Raw genomic sequence first — 21,006 nt, forward strand, 5'->3', positions numbered from 1 at the left:
ATATGAAGAAATTATTGATAGCAGTAATGACTGCACTTTCTTTGGCAGGCTGTACTAAAATTGAAGACGGGCCTCTTGAAAGAATTACTGAAAACTATGTGTTTGATCCAACCGATAAAAACGGATTTTATGCGGAGCAATTTTTAAATAACATTTACTCTATCTTACCTAATGGATATAATCGAGTAGGAGGCGATTTACTGGATGCCGCAACAGATGACGCCATGCCATCAAGGAATGCAGTAAGTATCGAAAGGTTTACCACCTCCTCACTAAGCGCTTTAACCAATCCTGATGATGCTTGGGCTAAAAACTACGAAGGCATCCGCAAGGCCAATATCTTTTTAAATAACATTGATATTGTGCCTGTACCTGCCAAAATTCCTTTTTGGAAAGCCGAAACCCGTTTCTTAAGAGCCATGTTTTATTTTGAATTGGTTAAAAGATATGGTGGTGTTCCCTTGGTGGGCGATGAGGTTTTAGATGCTGAAAAGCCAAAGAACTTTACTAGAAATACTTTCGAAGAATGTATCAATTACATCGTGTCAGAGTGTGATGCCATTAAAGGTGCGGTACGACCAGATCCTTTAGCCGCTGGCGATTACGGCAGAGTTTCTAATGGAGTAGTGCTAGCGCTAAAAGCAAGAACCTTATTGTATGCGGCTAGTCCCCTTTATAACGGTGGGAACATTGGTGGTACGGCAGATCAAAAGAAATACCAAGGCTATGCCAATTTTGATGCAGAACGCTGGAATTTGGCCGCACAAGCTGCCAATGATTTAATGATTACCGGAAAATTTAAGATTGACGGGGTAACCTTTAACAACGTATTCATTGTTAGAAAAAATGATGAAGTGATTTTAGGCTACCTGCGCAATAATAGCTCTGATCTAGAAACCAACAATGGCCCAGTGGGCTATGCCTTGGCCAGTGCGCAGGGCAGAACCAGCCCCACCCAAGATTTGGTAGAAGCATTTCCAGGTTTAAATGGTAGAGATATTAATGATCCGGTTTCTGGTTTTGTGGCTACCAACCCCTATGCCAATCGCGATCCTCGTTTGGCCAGTACCGTTTTATACAATGGAGTAAACTGGTTAAGCCGACCGTTGCAAACTTATGAAGGTGGTTTAGATAAGCCGAACAATAACAGTACACAAACCAAAACAGGATACTACTTGCGCAAACATTTGGGCAACTTTGCTACCGCTACGCTATACAGTGCACAACCGCACAACTTTCCTATTTTCCGTTACGCCGAAGTGATGTTAAACTATGCAGAAGCCAAAAATGAATATTTAGCCAGCCCAGACGCAAGTATTTACAAAGTATTGCAAGACATCAGAAAAAGAGCAGGTATTACCGCTGGTACTACTGCAGGATATTCATACGGCTTAAAATCATCGGGTATGAGCAAAGAAGAAATGCGTGCTGCCATTCGAAACGAACGTAGGATAGAAATGGCTTTTGAAGAGCAACGTTTCTGGGATTTGAGAAGATGGAAAACTGCCGAAACCGAATTGAATAAGAATTTAAATGGGATGATTATCACTAGGAATGCTACTACAGGAGCATTGACTTACCAAAAGTCTGTAGTCGGCAAAATCAGCTTTGCTAATCCTAGAATGTATTTCTATCCAATACCATACTCTGAAATTGTAAAAAACACAAATCTGGTACAAAATACCGGTTGGTAATTAATCCATTTGAAAATGAAAAGATATTTATTAACGATATATTTATTGTTGCTCTGCGGAATTACTTGGGCACAGCAGCAAACGGTTACCGGAACGGTTAGTGATAAATCGGAGACGCTTATCGGCGTGTCGGTAATTGAAAAAGACCAACCTACCAACGGAACACAAACCGATCAAAATGGTAAATTTAAGCTTACCCTAAAAGGCAGCAGTAAAACCATTATCTTTAAGTACATCGGTTACCTCTCTAAAGAAGTAGCAGTTGGCAATCAATCTAATATCAACGTCACTTTGGAGGTAGATGCCAAGGGCTTGGAAGAGGTAATTGTCGTGGCCTACGGTACGCAGAAAAAAATTACCAATACAGGTTCTACCAGTGCAATCTCCGGCGATGATATTAGACAAACCCCAGCAGCCAGTTTACAGAATACACTTATTGGTCGTGTACCGGGAATCACTACACAACAGCGTTCTGGCCAGCCAGGTAGCGACGGCGCAGTATTATTGATTCGTGGTTTAAGTACTACCAATGGTAACGGCGCACCCCTAATCATTGTGGATGACTTGGAGTATTTTGGAAACATAGCCGAAATAGATCCAGACCAAATTGAAACCTTTACCACTTTAAAAGATGCGGCTACTACGGCCGTTTATGGGATCAAAGGTGCTAATGGGGTAGTGGTAATTACCACCAAACGAGGTAAAATCGGTAAGGCACAAATTACTTTCCGTACCGAGAACAGTATCCAAACACCAACTTACATGCCTGAGTATTTAGACTCGTATAGAGCGGCTTTGTTGGTTAATCAAGCCTTAATTAATGACGAACAAGCTCCTCGTTATTCGCAAACAGATTTGGATCATTTTAAAAATGGCACTGATCCTTATGGCCATCCCAATGTAAATTGGACCGAGGAGCTATTGAGAAAGTATAGCGTTCAGTCCCGTAATAACATTAACATACAAGGTGGTGTTGATAAAGCTAAATATTACGTTTCGGCAGGATATCTGTTCCAAAATGGCTTGATTAAGGATTTTTCTAAACTGTCGGGAATGGATAACAATTACTATTACAAGCGTTATAATTTCAGATCAAACTTAGATTTACAACCCACCAAAACTTTAAACCTTAGTTTAGATTTGTCGGGAACATTTGCCGAGAGGAATAGTCCAACCAATGGTGGTAGAAATAATCGTAACAACATTTTCTTTGAGCTGAGCGATGCTAACCAATTGCCGCCTTATGCTTATTCTATTTACAATCCTGATGGTTCATTTGGGGTAAACAGCAGTATTTTAAATAACAATGTGGTGGGTCGTTTAACTTACTATGGTTACAATCGTCAATTTACCAATGACATTACGGCAAACTTTAGGGCCAATCAAAATTTAAACTTTATTACCAAAGGATTATCGGCTAAAGGAGTAGTAGGTTTCAACGGACAATATGGTTTCAATAGAAATATGACTAGGGGAACAGGCAACGATTTTCCATCGTACTATTACAACCCAACTAATGATACCTATACTATTTCTAACCCTAATTTCTATCGCATAGGTTTGCCAAATCTAAGTTATTCGGCAACAGATAGCTACAAACGTTTAAACTGGCAGGCTTCTATTAACTACGATCGTACTTTTTCTAGTCACCACGTATATGCCCTGGCTTTGTACAATACACAAAATAACGTAACCAACGCCAACGAGCCTAGTGGTTTTAGAGGTTATACCTTTAGGGTAGGATACGATTATAAGCAAAAATATTTGATTGAGTTGAATGCAGGTTACAATGGTTCAAGCGCCTTCGTTTCGGACAAGCGATATGCTTGGTTTCCAGCCATCTCTTTGGGTTGGAACGTGGCCGAAGAATCTTTCTTTAAAGACAATATCAAGTTTATTGACCTGTTTAAAATTAGAGGTTCATTTGGTAAAACAGGTAGTGATGACATCGGAAACTTTGCCTACACCTATTTGCCTACCTACATAAACGGCGGCTCTTATTCTATTGGCGAAAACCACACGGGCATTACAGGAATTAGAGAAGGTCTGTTGGCGCAAAACCCAACTTGGGAAACAGAAGAACAGGCCAACATTGGGGTAGATATCAACATGTTTAAAGGCAAGCTTAAAATTGTGGCCGATGTGTTTGATCGCTATCGTTATAACATCCTTACTTCTAGAACCCTTTCCAACATTGCTGGGATTACGCCAAGCCAGTTGCCACCATCAAATATCAACCGTGTGAGCAATAGAGGTTTCGAAACACAGATTACCTATTTGGGCAACATCAACAAGTTAAGCTTTAACGTAAGTGGAAATATCTCGGTATCGAAAAACAAGATTCTGTTTATGGACGAAGCAACGCCTCCTTACGATTATCAACGTCTCACAGGAAAGCCAATGGGCAGTATTTTAGGCTATAACTTCTTAGGATTTTATACGCAGGAAGAAATTGATAATCCGGCAGTGCCAAAACCAACCACTGGGATTACCAGGGCAGGAGATTTGAAATACGCTGATTTAAATGGCGATGGGGTGGTAAACGTAGACGATAGAATGGTGCTGGCCTTGCCTAATTTGCCTAACACTATTATGGGCTTAACCGTAGGTTTAAACTATAAAAACTTTGCTTTCACCATTACCGCACAAAGTGCCTTAAATTTTGCCAGAAGATCAGCGGCGGAAGCCATCAGGCCGGGTTTAAATAACTTTAGAGAAATACACGAACAAGCTTGGACGCCAGAAAATAGCGTTAATCCTAGTTTTCCTCGTTTAAGCTTGGCGGGTTCTAACTTAAACGATCCTGCGGCGCATCCATCAAATTATTGGTTTAGAAATAGTGATTATTTGAGGATTAAAACAGCGGAATTCTCTTACTCATTGCCTAAAACCTTTGTCAACAAGATAGGCTTACAAGTGGCAAGGATATATGTGAATGGGTACAATTTGGTAACCTGGGGCTTAAAAGAAAAGAACATCTATAATACCGATCCAGAAAATACTTCTGGTAATGATGGTGCCGGTTTTTACCCTCAAACCAAAGTTTACAATTTAGGATTACAAATTTCATTTTAAGGACATGAAAAGGAAGATATACAGCAGCTTATTTATAATCGTGGCCGTTGCCTTGATTTATTCATGCAAAAAGACCGATATTTTAGATGGAAAGCTCAACACCGAGCTGAATGAGGAAACCACCTTTGCAGACAGTGCCAGAACCAGTAACTACTTGTTCGGGGTATATTCTGATATATTCTTTGAGTTTAGCTCAAGATACTATAATTCCGGTAATGGCAGCGGTATTACTGCTGGTACTGCCGAAGCCTGTGACGAGGGTAACCATCGTTTATTTGGGGCTACCCAACCTTTTGTGGTCATTTACACTGGGAGCTTGGCGCCAGTGGTATCAAGTGGTACCAACCAAAACCCTTACACGGTAGCTTACGACAAATCGTATGCGAACATCCGTAGGGCAAATATCTTTTTGGCAAACGTAGATCGTTCGCCCATATCGGCTGCGTTAAAAAAGCAAACTAAAGCTGAAGTCAGATTTTTAAGAGCATGGTACTATTCTATATTAATTAAGCATTTTGGAGGAGTACCGCTATTGGGCGACAAGGTTTATAAACCTGCAGATCTAATCGATGTGACCAGAAACTCCTATGAAGAGTGTGTGAACTATATTGTAAGCGAACTGGATGCCATTACTTCAGATCTACCTGCTAACTATAATGCACAAAATTATGGGCGTATCACCAGCGTATCCTGTAAGGCCTTAAAATCAAGGATATTGCTTTTTGCTGCAAGTCCATTATTTAACGGTGGCAATATTGGTAAAACCGATGCACAGAAAAAAGTAGTAGGTTATGCCGCTTTCGATGCCACTCGCTGGACAAAAGCTGCGACCGCTGCCAAAGAAGCTTTGGATATGGCGACGGCCAATGGCTACGAACTTTATGAAGATAATTCTATACCAGGGTTGGGCTTTGGAAAAGTGTTTACCACACGTGTAAATAAAGAGTTTTTGTTGAATGGTATGGCAGCAGGGTCTAAAACTTTGGAAGGAGCCCTGCTACCTGTTTCGAGAGGCGTAACCACACCACAGGCCATGCCATCGCAAAACTTGGTGGATGCTTTTGGAACCATTAATGGCAAACCAACTGAAACCGACTTGAAATCGCCAACTAACCCAACGGGTTTTGACCCTGCTAATCCGTATGTGAATCGTGATCCACGTTTAAACTACACGGTAATTTACAATCAAATGCTATGGTTTAACAATGCTACAGGGAATAAGCAACCTGTAAATACCTACATTGGCGTGCAAGATGGCTGGTCGGTAGCTGGTTCGGCGGGCTTGACTTATGCTACAGGATATTTCTGGAGAAAAATGATGGACGACGGAACAGCAAATAATGGTGGACCAACTTTGCAACGTACTTGGGGCTTAATTCGTTTAGCCGAAGTGATGTTGAACTATGCAGAAGCCGCTAACGAAGACAATAACATTGCGGTAGCTTATGACCAATTGAAACTTTTGAGAAAAAGAGCAGGTATTTTAATTGGTGCTGACGGCAACTACGGCTTAAAACCATCAATGACCAAAGATGAAATGCGTTTAGTGATCCAAAATGAGCGCATGGTCGAATTGGCTTATGAAGGACACCGTTTCTTCGACGTTCGTCGTTGGAAATTAGCCATGGAAAAGTTTAATTTTACCATGACAGGGATGCAGATTACCCGTACAGGCAATACTTACACCTATAACAAAGTGCCTATTACCAATAATGCCAACCGTGTTTTTAAAGAAGCTAACTACTTTTTTCCAATTGCGCAATCTGAAATCAGTAGAGTGCCAGCTTTGATCCAAAACCCAGGTTATTAATCCATCAAGTGTTCCCTAAGCATTTAAGCCTAGGGAACACTTATATTTAATCCATTGAAAATGTAAATCAGCAAATATGGCATTACCCACCAGAATACAATCCATAGACGTGTTAAGAGCGCTTACCATGTTCTTCATGATTTTTGTAAATGATGTAGCAGGCGTAGGCCATATTCCAGCTTGGATTGGACATACTGCCGCTGAGGTGGATGGTATGGGGTTTTCAGACCTAATTTTTCCGGCCTTTTTGTTCATCGTGGGCTTATCACTACCCTTTGCCATTCAAACCAGAAAAAAAAGAGGAGATGGGATACTCGCCATTGCTGCACATATTTTGTTGCGTTCCATAGCTCTAATTGTGATGGGCTTTTTTCATGTCAACCTCGAAAGTTACAATAGCGAACTAGCAGGCTTGGCAAAAGCTGTTTATACGTTGTTGCTTACTACAGGTTTTTTTCTGGTTTGGTTAGACTATCCAAAGGAAATATCAAACATCAAGAAATATGGTTTTACTACAATTGGCGTGATCCTTATTTTAGTGATGGGTTACTTGTATAAAGGCGGTAGCATTGAAAATCCACAAGATTTAGCACCGCATTGGTGGGGTATTTTAGGTTTAATTGGCTGGGCCTATCTGTTTTCTGCTCTAACCTATCTGCTCACCAGAGGGAAAATGTGGAAGTTGTTGATAGCTTTTGTCGTTTATGCCCTTATCAATATCACCACCCACATGGGGGTGCTGCAGGTTAATTTGTGGCAAATAGGTGATGCTTCATCTATTACTTTAATGATGGGCGGTGCAGTGATCGCTACCAGCTACCAACACCTTATTGCCCAGCAACAAAGCAAAAAACTATGGTTGTTGTTGAGTTTGGCTGGCCTGTTTACCATTGTTTTAGGTTTTGTGTTGAGGCCGTATGCTGGCGGAATTTCAAAGATTTATGCTACCCCTGCTTGGGTATTTATTTGTATGGGAATTACCCTTTTAACATTCCAGTTCATGATTTATTTGGTGGATGTTAAAGGTAAAAAAGATTGGTTTAAATGGATCAAGCCAGCAGGTACCAGTACCCTTACTTGTTATCTCATCCCTTACGTACTTTATGCCATCCTCAGCTTGGCTCATTTCAATTATCCTTCCTTCTTAAATTATGGAGTAGGAGGGATTATGCGTTCGTTTTTGGTGGCATTTATCGTCATCAGGATCGTAGCACTTCTAGAAAAATACCGCATTCGTTTAAAAGTTTGAGCTCATGAATAAAACAAAATACCTCTTTGCGTTAGTGATTATGGTGATGGTTTTAATGGCCGCTAAAAGAAGTACCATTGCCAAAGTAAAACCCGTAGTAATTGGTTACGTAACCGGTTATAGTGGCTTAATTAATCCTGAGCAAATTAATGCGCAAAAATTGACACACATCAATTACGCCTTTGTAAATGTTAAAAATAACCAAGCCTATTTAGATAACGCAAAGCGAGATTCGACCAATTTTGTACGCTTAAACTCCTTGAAGCAGAAGAATTCAAACCTTCAAATCTTAATTTCCATTGGTGGATGGTCGTGGAGCGAGAATTTTTCAGATGCAGTTTTAACCGATTCACTTCGTAAAGGATTTGCCAAAAGTTCGGTCGATATTATTCGCAAGCATCAATTGGATGGAGTGGATATTGATTGGGAATATCCGGGAATGCCGGGCGAGGCTGGAAACGTATACCGACCTGAAGATAAACAGAACTTTACCTTAATGTTTAAGGAATTAAGAAAAGAACTCGACATTTTAGAAAAGGAAACAGGTAAGAAAAAACTTTTAACCACGGCCACAGGTGGATTTGCTTCCTTTTTGAACAATACCGAAATGGGCGAAGCAGCTAAATACCTAGATTATGTGAACCTCATGACCTACGACTATTATTCTTCCAAACAGGCCAAGCATCATACCAATCTATTCGATTCGAAAGCTTATCCTTCTGATAACTCTGCCGATAAAGCCGTTAAAGCTTACCTCGCTGCAGGTGTGCCAGCGTCAAAAATTGTAATGGGCATTGCTTTTTATGGTCGTAACCTTTTATTAAAAGCAACTGCCAACAAAGGAATTGGCGATACCATTCTTTCTTCGGCCAATAGTTATGGCAAGGGCTACACTTTTTTAAAAGATAGCTTATTGAACAAAAAGGGTTTTGTAGCCTATCAAGATGAAGAAGCTAAGGCACCGTATTTGTTTAATCCGCAAACAAAAGCCTTTATTTCTTATGATGATGAGTGGTCGGTAGATCATAAGTGCCAATATGTATTGAAACATCAATTAGGAGGCGTAATGTTTTGGGAATACAGTTCAGATAGAAAAGAGTACCTGCTGAACCAGATTGTCAAAAGCTTCGAATAAAGAACTTAAAACCAAGTATCCAAAAGTAATTACGGAAATCCATTATTAAGGTCTCATGAAATTAAAAATATTAGGACGCAGCCTCGCAGGTTTAGTATTGTTTGCGCACCAAGTATCCGCACAAAGTTGGACCTCTAGTTTGGTTAAACTCAATCAGAGCGGTAAGATCATTTATGTGCCAGAAGCCAAAGGCGATATCTTGCCAGATTTTAGTAGGGTAGGTTACCATCTAGGCAACCAAGCTATTCCACAGGTGAAAACCGTGAAAATCCTTTCTCCAAATGGAACAAATGACCAACAGCAGATACAAGAAGCGATTAATGAGCTGGCTAAAATGCCAATCAACAAAGCGGGTATTAGGGGAGCCATTTTACTGAAAAAAGGGACCTATGAAATTCCAGGAACCATTAACATTACTGCCAGTGGTATTGTTTTAAGAGGTGAAGGTACAGATACTAAACTGGTGGCTACAGGTACAGGTCAACGCAAACTGATCAGTGTAAATGGCAACGGCAAACCAAAAGAAACACCACAAACTAGGGCAAAAATTACGGATACTTATGTACCTGTGGGCGCAAAATCTTTTCAGGTGGATAACATTGCAAATTTTAAAGTAGGCGATGATATCGTGATTTTACGTCCCGGGACGGCCAAGTGGATCCAAGATTTGAAAATGGACCAGATAGAGGCCCGTGAAGGCGTAGTACAGTGGAGAGCGGAAGATTACGATTTGCACTTTGAAAGAAAAATTACTGCCATTAAAGGTCAGCAGGTATTTATTGATAATCCCGTAGTGATGGCTATGGAAACCCAATACGGTGGTGGCGAAATCTATAAATATACTTTTGAGGGTAGAATAAGCGAAGTGGGTATTGAAGATATGTGGCTAGAATCCGCTTATCAGAACGATACCGATGAGGATCATGGTTGGGATGCCGTATGGTTGAATAGGGTAGAGAATGCTTGGGTAACAGATGTAACCAGCAAATACTTTGGCTACTCTTGTGTTAATTTGGGCAATTACAGCAAGCAGGTGACGGTGAAAAACTGTACTTCCTTAGCGCCGAAATCTAAAATTGAAGGGGGTAGAAGGTATTCTTTCAATAATGATGGTCAACTGAATTTGGTGAGGGATTGCTCGGCCGACGAAGGTAGACACGATTACGTGACGGGTGCTAAAGTAGCCGGCCCCAATGTGTTTTACAACTGCAAGTCTACCAATGCAAAAGCAGATATCGGTCCGCACCATCGCTGGGCGGTAGGTACGCTTTACGACAATATCATCACTGATGGAGAAATCAACATTCAAGACAGAGGCAATTGGGGTACAGGACATGGTTGGGCAGGAGTGACACAGGTGCTGTGGAATTGCCAAGCCGCTAAAGTGGCAGTACAAAATCCCTATGTAAGTGGTTATAACTACGCGATCGGCGTAACCGCTACCAAAGTAACCGGTAGGTTAAAGGATAGGCCCGACGGCATTTGGGAAGGTTTGAATAAAAGAGGCATGGTACCAGCCTCCTTGTATATAAAACAACTGGAAGATAGACGTAATACTAAATAAAGGATAGTTATTTCCTAAATATTGGATCAATAAGCGTTGGCATAAGGTAATATTAGTGGGATGGATATCGTGATTTCGGTACCTTCGGCATTTGAATTAATATTTGTTTCCCCATTTAGGTATTGTATCCTACGGCGAATAGAATCCAAACCTATGGTATTACCTCCAGATTTTTTTTCATTCAATCCAACGCCGTCGTCGCTAATGGTTAGCACTAGGCTATCCTCTTCACCATAAATCAAGATGTCTACATTTTTAGCCTTAGCATGTTTAATAATATTGGTAATGGCTTCTTGAATGATACGAAGCAATGCAATTCTTGTGTCGGTATCCACGTTAACTAATGAATGGTCGTCAATGTGGATGGTTTTATGGTAACGATTATCGGGTAAAGCATGGTCCGTTAATAGTTTTACCTGTTTTTCAAAAGATAGTTCCTGCGACTTGTCAGATGCGTTAAACCAATCATGGCTCTTACTTCTAACCGTTTCATAGGTTTTTACCATGTTTGCCCGTAAGGAAATAAATTTGTTTCTTAACGTAATATCGTCAATGTCCATGGATAGTGTTTCCAATTGGTGGGTAAAAGCTGCTATCGATGCCGAAAGACCATCATGAAGATCTTGCCCTAACCTTCGTTGCTCATCTCGTACCGCCTGGTGTTTCGCTTCTTCCATGGCAATGATCTGCATGTTTGCAATGTTGTTAAGCTCCTCCACCTGTGCTTTGGCTTTTCTGCTTTGGTAAACCATGATCAGGTAGATCGCAAGGACAAGAAAGGAGGCGGAAATTGAAATGATGATTAACCAATTGGTTCTGTCTTGCTTTATTTTCTCTGCTTTTTGAAGAGCAATGCCACTGTGTTCGGCTTGTGTATAGGCATATAACAAATCACTTGTTTCAGTCATTAAGGCTCCTTGTAAGTTTCTTTCGTGCTGTAATGCATCGCTGATATAATGGTAGGCACTTTTATAATTGCCGTTTAACGCTTGTAATTTTGCTTTGAATTCCTCAAGGTCTGCGCTTTGGCTTTTTCCAAAATTTGGCGAAGATTCATACCTATTGATATAGGCCAAAAGGCTATCGGGCTTTTTCAAATTTAAAAAGTTCTCTATTCGCATACGTACCAAGTTGATGTCGATAAAATTGGTGGCTTGGTCCTTGTAGGTTGTTTTTAACCCTTCCATACGATTTAGCAGTTGGGCAGCAATATCATACCGTTGTTGGAAATTAGCCAGAGAGTGTTCGATATCAATTATAAGAAGGTCGTTGTAAAGCATTTTACTTCTGCTTATTGGATATCTACTTTGAATGGCCTTGCCAATTTTCATCGCCAAATTCGCTGTTTTTAGCACTTCAGCTGTATCTTTCTTCTTAATATAGCCCGTTAAGGTTGGCGATAAGATATACATCGCATTTAGGGCTATGGAATGGTCTATTTTGTCTTTTTCAACAAGCTTGGGTAAACTTTTCAGATAGTTTTTTTCCTGCTCAAACACCGCAATAACTTTATCATAGAGTCTCTGTTCCTGATAGATTTTACACTTTTGTAATTGTTCTAAAAGTGGATTCTGTTTACCCTCTCTTTTATATTCTTCGGTGATTTTTTCGGCATAATACATGGATGCTCCTTTTTTTTTGAACATGCGAGCATTATTGAAAAAAAGTAGAAAGTAAGTTTTGCGAGCGTAGTTATACTTAGGAATACCCCAAGCGATTTCTTCGTAAAGACTTAGGAGATTGACCAGCTCTTTGGTTTCAAAATGTCTTCCTTCAGAAAGTAATTGATGCGTCAACGAATCGGCCTTGATCAGATATTGGTCTGCTGGTAAACCACCGGCTTTGTATGACTTGGCTAATTTGTCAAATTCATTTTGAGCACGATCCGCTACTTGGCCATTAGCATTGTTGATTTGAGTGAAAAAGAATAGATGGTACCATAAAAAGAAAGATAGGATTCTCAATGAGAAGTTAAATTTGTGGTTCATGATGAAGCTTTATTAATGGGCTGGTTTAGATCAATTCTTGCTTACGTGCATAAGACAATAGTTCTGTAATGGAATTTACATTGGCTTTGGCCATCATTTTACGCCTATGCGCTACAATGGTGTGTTTACTTAAGTAAGTTCGTTCAGCTGTTTGGGCAATGGATAGTCCCCCCGCAAAATACTGTAAAATTTCTATTTCTCGTGCTGAAAAGGGGATAGTGGTTGAAACCGAATTGATTTCATGGATGATGGGACTGATATATTGCTGACCGTTATCTATCGTATCCAAACATTCCAATATCGAGTCAAATCCCGATGATTTACTTACAAATCCGTGAGGGATATAACTAAGGATATTTGCAATGGCTATCGGACTAACTACAGAGCTCATCACAATAATGATTATATTTTTATTCAATCGTTTAGCTTCATTGATCAGTGGAAGCCCATTTTTGTTTTTTAAATAATAATCTATAAATAGATAAACACGGGTTTTGGAGTTTTTGATCAAGAACTGTGTCAATGCTCTCTCTTCGTTGAGGGTATGTACTGCATGAAAAAGTTCCAACCGTTCAATCAGTGCAGCAAAGGAGTCGGCAAATAAAAGGTGGTCGTCAAATACAATCGCTATAGCCTCTTTTCTGTTCATAAATATCTTCCATAAATAACTGAATCGGCAAAAATAAAAGGATGATGTTTGATTTTGAATAGCATATGCTGGGCTTTATATAGTTAAAAATGTTGATGATTCTCTGCTATTTACATCTTTTTGGACTATTATAGGAAGAGGAATTCGCTCAAAAATGCAATTATTATTCTCATCTCAAAATAGCAATAATTTGCTATTTAATCTAAAAAAGCAACATGATGTTGCCTTAATGGGGACCGTACACTTCGCTTTGAGATTATCTGTATTAGCTTTGGTACCAATACGCTTAGCCTAGTGAATAACATATAATTTAAGATGCGACTAATCATTAAAAATGTGGAGGATGTCTATATCGGTCCTGCTGCTGAACCGAGCCGAGTAAATGTACACGTTTCGGGAATAGAGCCTGATGATGTACTATCCCAAATAGATATTAGCCACATTATCAACTACTACGGTATTACAGAGTTACTTGATTTCATAGGTGATCAAGAGGTCAGGTATCACCTTACGAATTCGGAAGAGCCGTGTAGCTGTGAAAAAAAACAATAAGATTGAATTCAAATGGCTCCAATAATAGCGCATAAATTCCATCAACAACATCGCCTTACATCAACAACATCCCTAGATATACAAATATGATATCAATACAAGATAATTGCTCCGTTACTTATGGCAAAAGAACAGAAATACTTAGATGGATTTAACATGTTAAGCCTGAAACTGTTTGTTAAATCTGTCTCGATAACAGAAATACATAGATATTGGAATCTTCTTTTGGTAGGGGAAGAGTTGTATACCATTTCTCCCAGATGTAAAGCCAGATTGTGGAGGGAATTTTGGGGAATTTTGAGAAAAAAAATAAGCTCCACAATTGGATTTTCCCGTCGCTTGGATATTACATTATTAAAATCTAAAATTTTAATTGTTTCGAAATGTAATTTTAATGTATTTCTGTCCAGTGGATTAGGTTTTGGGGGAGGTCTTCTTGTGAAAATAACCCCAAATGCTGCATTTTGGCATACAATTGGTCATACGCATAAAACTTTTTGGAATATAAAAATAAACCAGAATACCATTTAGCATCGCGACTCTAAATCTCTTTTATGACTCTCAACACCATAGTGCTAGCCTTCTGCTGGCGAAAAAATCTTTACAATAGATCACTTACTTTTCAGATTAATCACATATGAGTAAACTACTACGTTACGTTTTATTAGTACCGTTATGGCTTGGCTTTTACATAAATGCCCAAGCGCAAAACTGTACGGTCAATGCGGGAATCAATACGACGATTTGTCCAGGAAGCCCCTTTGTACTTAATGGTCAGGCCAGCGGACTTTTCGCCTCAGGTGGAACGGCAGTTTGGTCTCAAGTTTCGGGCCCCTCTGTTACCATCAGCCCAAGTACTATTTCTGGTACGGCTGTTACCGCAACAGTTTCAGGCTTTACCAGCGATGTCAATTATGTATTCCGCCTAACCGCCAAGTGTACCGATGGTTCACTGGTTTACCAAGACGTAACCTATGTAGTTTCTAGCTTGGGGACTGTTAATGCAGGGCCAGACAATTACGCTTGTCCTGGCACTTTTGTATTGCAGGGTTCTCCTTTGGGGCCTGGCGAAACTGGTATTTGGACAAAAATATCGGGAACGGGACCAGATCCTAATTTGGCAACGGTTAATAGCCCCAATGCAACGATTACTTTTAACGCAAACGCAGCGGCTCAATCGGCAACTTATCGATGGACAGTTTCCAAAACTACTGGTGGAAATACTTGTAGTGCTTTTGACGATGTGATCATTACGAATTTAGGTACTCGGCCTGTAAATGCGGGTACAGATATTACGGCAAAGTGTTATAATGTGACCACAATTGCTCAACTTAGTGGCTCATTTGCAGGCGCCAATGCTGCCTATGGACAATCGGCAAAATGGACCTTTATAAGCGGTCCGTCAAACCCAACCATTAGCAATATCAACATATACAACCCTACGGTTTCTAACCTAGTTGAAGGAACCTATGTATTTCGTTATACCGTTACAGGACCATGTTTTAGTGGATCTGATGACGTAGCTGTTATTGTGGCACCAGCATCACAGACGGTAACGTCTGTTAATGGATCTACTCAGACTTTTTGCGATGGACGGACATCTGTAGTGCTAAACGGTCCTAAGGCATTATATGCCAATGAGGTGATGCTTTGGGAAAAAGTTAGTGGACCTGGTACCCAAACTTTCAGCGCTACCAATTCAAACAGTGTAACCGTAAGCGGTTTAACCGGAACCCCTGGAGCCGATTATGAATTTAAATACACCATTTCTAATCCGGTCACTAATTGTTCTAATAGCGGAACCTACATTGTGCGTTTCCGTGGTGCCCCTTCCATAACGATTACCTCGCCAAGTGCAAATCCTCATTTTTTGGCCTGTGGTATTAGTACCGCGACAGTTAGCTACAGTGTTTCAAACGGAACAGGTACCCAATATGCATTGATCAGTGCTCCTGCAGGATCAACACGCCAAGCCACCATGGGTGGGTTGAATAATTGGACTACAGCCCCAGGTACGGGTACTCCATTAACAGGTTTCGATAAGATTGGTACCTACATATTGCGTTATCGTCAAAATACAGATAATGGATTGGGGGGGTGTGCGGATGCTTATGCAGATATTGCTATTGTGGTTTCTTATGCCCCTACAGCTTCCAATGCAGGTACCAAACAAGTATTGGCCTGTAATGTATTCAATACCAATTTGGCAGGTAACTTGCCAACCTCGGGTATTGGTAAATGGAGTCAGGTAAGCGGTCCTAATACGGCTAATATTGTTAACCCACTATCCAATACCACGGCTGTTAATGGCATGGTCAACGGTACCTACTTGTTCCGTTGGATTGTTTCGGGTGGGGAAGGAGCTTGTACAAATACGCAAGCAGATGTAGAAGTAGTCGTGGCAGCACCATCGCCAACTACTTCGGCAGCAGGTCTCCCGCAAACCGTATGCAACAGTACACCGGTATTGTTAGATGGTAACCAGCCTGTTTTAAATGAAGTGGGTACGTGGACAGTAGTAAGAACGGTGGGGAATGTTGCAGCACCCGAAGTAACCTTCTCTCCCAATGCTAATTCACCAAAAGCGGTGGTAAATGGCTTGTTGGCGAGTACTTCATATACCTTCAAATGGACCATTAGCAATGCTTGTGGTAGTTCTTCAAGTGATGTAGTCATCGAAACTTCAGGTACAGCTGGTGCCAAACAAGCAACAGCGGCCATCTCTACGGGTACAACTTGTTTACCTAGTGGCACAAATAACATCACCATGGCCGGTAACCAGCCAACAAATGGCGAAGCAGGTGTATGGTCGTTAATTAGTGGTCCCAATACGCCAACAATTACAGATCCTTCTTTATATAACACTACCATAACAGGTTTGGTTAATGGAACCTATGAATTCCAATGGCAGTTATCACGTAACGGGTGTACAGCAACAACTGCCCGTATCAAAATTACTATCTCAGCTGCGGTAACTACTGCTAATGCAGGAGCTGGTCAAAACATTTGTGGTACTTCAGTAACCCTAAATGGTAACTCGCCAACGATAGGCACAGGTACTTGGACGCAAACAGAAGGGCCTGGTGGCGCTATAATTACAGATCCGTCATTGCGCAACACTACGGTAACTGGGCTCGTAGAAGGACGTTATATTTTCAGCTGGACCATATCAAACGGAACCTGTACTTCTAGTACAAGTAATGTTACAATTAACGTTTCACAGCCACCATCAACCGCAATCGCAGGTGCAGATTTTGAGGTATGTAATTCAACCACAACTACCCTTAATGCAACTCCTGCTACCGTTGGTACTGGTTACTGGTCTGTGGTGAGTGGACCAAATATCCCTACTTTTTCAAACGTTAATACTCCCAATGCGAACTTGTCAGGTTTAATCTTTGGTCAATATACTTTTAGATGGACCGTACGTGGCGGTATTTACTGTACCCCTTCTACAGATGATGTAGTGGTTAGGGTAACCAGTAACGCCAATGCCGGAGCAGATCAAAACCTTTGTGCCCTGACTTCAACAACCCTAACGGGAACTAATCAAAGTACTGGTACATGGACTCAGATAGGAGGGCCAGCCGCTACGATTAATACTATTTCTCCAAACACGGCGATTGTAACAAATTTAACTCCAGGTAGTACTTACCAGTTTAGGTATACCATTGCAGCTACAGGTAATTGCCCTGCAACAAGCGATGACATGACTGTAAATATTTCGGCGCTACCATCTGCCGCTGACGCCGGGCCGGATCAGAATTACTGCAGCTTAACCACTGCGCAGGTTAATTCGGTAACCTTGGCCGCTGTAGCTCCGGTTTCGGGTACGGGTAAATGGGCTGTTCTTGAAAAACCTGCGAGCAGCCCAAATCCAATTTTTTTGAATGATCAAGTTGCTAACACAACGTTTAGTAATTTGGTAGCTGGAACCTATATGCTGGAATGGGTGGTAAGCAGTGGTAATTGTACCGGTGCCAATTCCAACCGAGATATCGTAAAAATCACCATTTATAACGAGCCTGATGATGCCGATGCGGGCATAGACCAAAATTCTGCTTGTACCAGCAAAGTTGAACTTTCTGCAAGGACACCAGCTGCAGGTAGAGGTCTAGGAACTTGGAGCATTGTTTCACAACCTGCAGGTTCAAACGCTACCTTTAGTGCCATTAACTCTCCAACAACTTTAGTTAACAACACCATTACCGGCACCTATGTTTTCCGTTGGACCATTTCAAACGGCTCGCCTACCTGTACTTCCAAAACAGATGAGGTTACGGTAGAGGTAACTAGTGTACCTACCACCATTGCCGCCGTTGGTGCTAACCAACAGGTATGTAACACCGGTTTCCCAGGAACGCCTACAACGGGCACCACCTTAACGGGAAATGCTCCTTCTGGAACCGAAACAGGAACATGGACTTTTGTAAGCGGGCCGACTACCCTTACTGCAGCCAACTTCAGTAATATCAATTCACCTACCGCTACGGTTACAGGCTTGGCACAAGGAAGTTATGTGCTTCGTTGGACCATAGTCCCTACTTCAAATCAAACCGCTGCCGACTGTCAATCATCTGCAGATTTAACCATTGTTGTTTCTAACCAACCTACCACCGCAGTAGCAGGAGCAAATCAAGAGGTTTGTCTTTCTGAACCAGTAACTATGGCCGCTAACGCCATTACTTCGGGCATTGGAACTTGGTCTGTAGTGAACAAACCAAGTGGCGCAATTGATCCAGTGTTTGCAAACCTTAATTCACCAACTTCGGCAGTAAACGGATTTGTTGCAGGTGTTTACACTTTACGTTGGACCAGCAGCAATGGCAGCTGTACCAATAGTACTTCCGACATGACGGTTACCATTAAATCTTGTGATATCGCCATTTCGAAAGCAACAAGTACACCAGTACTACAGTCGGACGGAAGCTATAATGTTACCCTAACGTTTAACGTACTCAATAACGGAGATCAAGCGCTTTCAAATGTTCAGGTAGAAGACGATTTGACATTGACTTTCCCTAGTCCCAAAACCTATACGATTACAAGTATCACCACTGGGGCTGGAACGTTAACGGTAAATAGTGCTTTCAACGGAAATAGCGATAAGAATCTGCTAAATGCTGCTGCTTCAACTTTAGCCGCAGGAAGTCAACAGACCATTACGCTTGTACTTAATGTTAAACTCATCTAACCTTAGCGACAATGATAAATTTTAATAAAACCCGAATTTCAAAGTTTGCTAAAGGAGCGTTCATCACGTTAATATTCCCTATTTTAGCTTTCTCTCAAGCATATTCGCAAAATACCTATAAAGGGAACAACTCTGCAACTGCAAGAGGTACCGCACTTGGAAAAACCGTAAGCGATTATTCCAATAGTGGTATTACCGTAACCAAAGCCGATGACAAACCTACGGTCATTAATTTCCCGATGATCGGTATTGGAAAAACGGCTTCTACACCAGCGTTCCAAAGTAATGGCAGTTATAATGTGAATTATGTAATTACCATCAAGAACTTTGGTCAGTTGGATTTGCAAAACGTCCAAGTAACAGATGTATTGTCAACGGCATTTCCTTCACCAATGACCTTTTCTGTAAATGCTGCGAATATCACCATTACTGGTGGAACTGGATTGACCATAAATCCTTCCTATAATGGAAGCACCAATACCAACCTTTTGGTAGCAGCTTCGAGCAGTTTGGCAGTAGGGCAAAGTAGAACAATTACCATTCCTGTTAACATAGTACCCAACGGCAGTTTTGGTTTAAGGAACAATACGGCTAGAGCTACAGCTACCACTATCACGCCAGATGCGGCTGCCGTTTCAGACGATTCAAATAACAGCACCGATCCGGATGGCAATGGCAACGGAACACCCTTTGACGATTCGACACCAACGCCAATTACGCTTACTGCACCAGAAATAGAAGTAGTAAGTAAAACGGTGAGCAATGCTACACCTAATGCAGGTGCAAATGTGACCTTCACCATTACGGTGAAAAATAACGGTGGACCAGCTGCAAACGTGATTGTTAATGATTTACTACCTGCGGGCTATCAGTATGTTTCTCATACAACAGCAACAGGGTCATATAGTTCTACTACGGGCAACTGGTCGGTAGGGAATCTAACGAATTCTACTTCCGTATCATTGCAAATAGTCGCTAAGGTTCTAGCCGACAAACTGGCTGCTGAATACAGGAATACGGCTTCAACCAATCATCTTGGCGACTCAAATACAAGCAACGATAGCAAGTTTGTAAACGTAACTCCAGTACCAACTGCCGACCTTGCGGTAACCAATACCGACGGTAAAACTAACTATACCCCAGGTACCACCAATACCTACACCTTTGTAGTCACCAACAATGGCCCTAGTAATGCACCAGGTTCAACCATTACCAATACCTTGCCTGCGGGCGTTACATGTACTTGGACGGCCGTATATGCGGGCGGTGCAACGGGCACGGCATCGGGCAGCGGAAGCATTAGCCAAACGGTCGATATCCCTAGCGGAGGTTCGGTAACCTATACCTATGTGGTTAACGTGCCATCATCGTTCACGGGCAACTTTGTGAACACAGGTTCTGCGGCAGTTGGTGCGGGTATTACCGACCCAACGCCTGCCAACAATTCGGCAATGGATACGGATACGCCTAACCGAATTGCTGATCTTGTGGTGACCAACACCGATGGCAAGACCACCTATACCCCGGGTACTACCAATACCTATACTTTTGTGGTGACCAATGATGGACCAAGTGATGCACCAGGTTCAACCATTACCAATACCTTGCCTGCGGGCGTTACAGGTACTTGGACGGCCGTATATGCGGGCGGTGCAACGGGCACGGCATCGGGCAGCGGAAGCATTAGCCAAACGGTCGATATCCCTAGCGGAGGTTCGGTAACCTATACCTATGTGGTTAACGTGCCATCATCGTTCACGGGCAACTTTGTGAACACAGGTTCTGCGGCAGTTGGTGCGGGCATTACCGACCCAACGCCTGCCAACAATTCGGCAATGGATACGGATACGCCTAACCGAATTGCTGATCTTGTGGTGACCAACACCGATGGCAAGACCACCTATACCCCGGGTACTACCAATACCTACACCTTTACGGTAAGCAACGCTGGACCAAGTGATGCACCTGGTTCAACCATTACCAATACCTTGCCTACTGGTGTTACGGGTACTTGGACTGCCGTATACGCAGGTGGTGCGACAGGCACAGCCAACGGAACGGGCAGCATTAGCGAAACGGCTGATATCCCTAGCGGA

11 protein-coding genes are annotated in these 21,006 nt (G+C 41.7%); 9 read left to right on the forward strand and 2 right to left on the reverse strand.

What is annotated here, in order from left to right:
* The first annotated feature begins 2 nt into the window (after positions 1-2).
* The 6 genes from ABDV71_RS19090 (at position 3) to ABDV71_RS19115 (ending at position 10,527) form a co-directional block, all read left to right on the forward strand.
* Positions 3-1,694 carry a RagB/SusD family nutrient uptake outer membrane protein gene (locus ABDV71_RS19090; protein ID WP_343535417.1) on the forward strand — a complete coding sequence of 564 codons (1,692 nt, stop codon included), beginning with the start codon at positions 3-5 and terminating at the stop codon, positions 1,692-1,694.
* Positions 1,695-1,709: 15 nt separating this feature from the next.
* Entirely contained in the window at positions 1,710-4,769 is a 3,060-nt protein-coding gene (locus ABDV71_RS19095) for a TonB-dependent receptor (RefSeq protein ID WP_343535419.1), read from the forward strand.
* A 4-nt stretch (positions 4,770-4,773) separates the two neighbouring features.
* Entirely contained in the window at positions 4,774-6,579 is a 1,806-nt protein-coding gene (locus tag ABDV71_RS19100) for a RagB/SusD family nutrient uptake outer membrane protein (RefSeq protein WP_343535421.1), read from the forward strand.
* 76 nt (positions 6,580-6,655) lie between these two features.
* Positions 6,656-7,828 (forward strand): DUF5009 domain-containing protein, encoded by a 1,173-nt coding sequence (locus ABDV71_RS19105; protein ID WP_343535423.1) that lies wholly within the window; start codon positions 6,656-6,658, stop codon positions 7,826-7,828.
* Between the two features lie 4 nt (positions 7,829-7,832).
* Complete coding sequence (locus ABDV71_RS19110; RefSeq protein WP_343535426.1) at positions 7,833-8,963, forward strand: glycoside hydrolase family 18 protein; 1,131 nt, start codon at positions 7,833-7,835, stop codon at positions 8,961-8,963.
* A 55-nt stretch (positions 8,964-9,018) separates the two neighbouring features.
* Positions 9,019-10,527, forward strand: a complete 1,509-nt coding sequence (locus ABDV71_RS19115; RefSeq protein ID WP_343535427.1) for a hypothetical protein — start codon at positions 9,019-9,021, stop codon at positions 10,525-10,527.
* A 26-nt stretch (positions 10,528-10,553) separates the two neighbouring features.
* Here the strand turns inward: ABDV71_RS19115 and ABDV71_RS19120 are convergent, their stop codons facing one another.
* Entirely contained in the window at positions 10,554-12,515 is a 1,962-nt protein-coding gene (locus ABDV71_RS19120; RefSeq protein WP_343535428.1) for an ATP-binding protein, read from the reverse strand.
* A 25-nt stretch (positions 12,516-12,540) separates the two neighbouring features.
* On the reverse strand, positions 12,541-13,164 hold the full coding sequence (locus ABDV71_RS19125; protein WP_343535429.1) for a response regulator transcription factor: 624 nt from the start codon (positions 13,162-13,164) through the stop codon (positions 12,541-12,543).
* 672 nt (positions 13,165-13,836) lie between these two features.
* Between ABDV71_RS19125 and ABDV71_RS19130 the strand changes: the two genes are divergently transcribed.
* The 3 genes from ABDV71_RS19130 to ABDV71_RS19140 all read left to right on the forward strand — a co-directional run.
* Positions 13,837-14,247 carry a hypothetical protein gene (locus ABDV71_RS19130; protein ID WP_343535430.1) on the forward strand — a complete coding sequence of 137 codons (411 nt, stop codon included), beginning with the start codon at positions 13,837-13,839 and terminating at the stop codon, positions 14,245-14,247.
* Positions 14,248-14,353: 106 nt separating this feature from the next.
* Positions 14,354-18,910 carry a hypothetical protein gene (locus tag ABDV71_RS19135; RefSeq protein ID WP_343535431.1) on the forward strand — a complete coding sequence of 1,519 codons (4,557 nt, stop codon included), beginning with the start codon at positions 14,354-14,356 and terminating at the stop codon, positions 18,908-18,910.
* An 11-nt stretch (positions 18,911-18,921) separates the two neighbouring features.
* The coding region (locus ABDV71_RS19140) for a DUF11 domain-containing protein (RefSeq protein WP_343535433.1) at positions 18,922-21,006 on the forward strand (2,085 nt) is incomplete at its 3' end.

It is taken from the genome of Pedobacter sp. (assembly GCF_039594775.1).
In the GTDB taxonomy this organism is placed as follows: domain Bacteria; phylum Bacteroidota; class Bacteroidia; order Sphingobacteriales; family Sphingobacteriaceae; genus Pedobacter.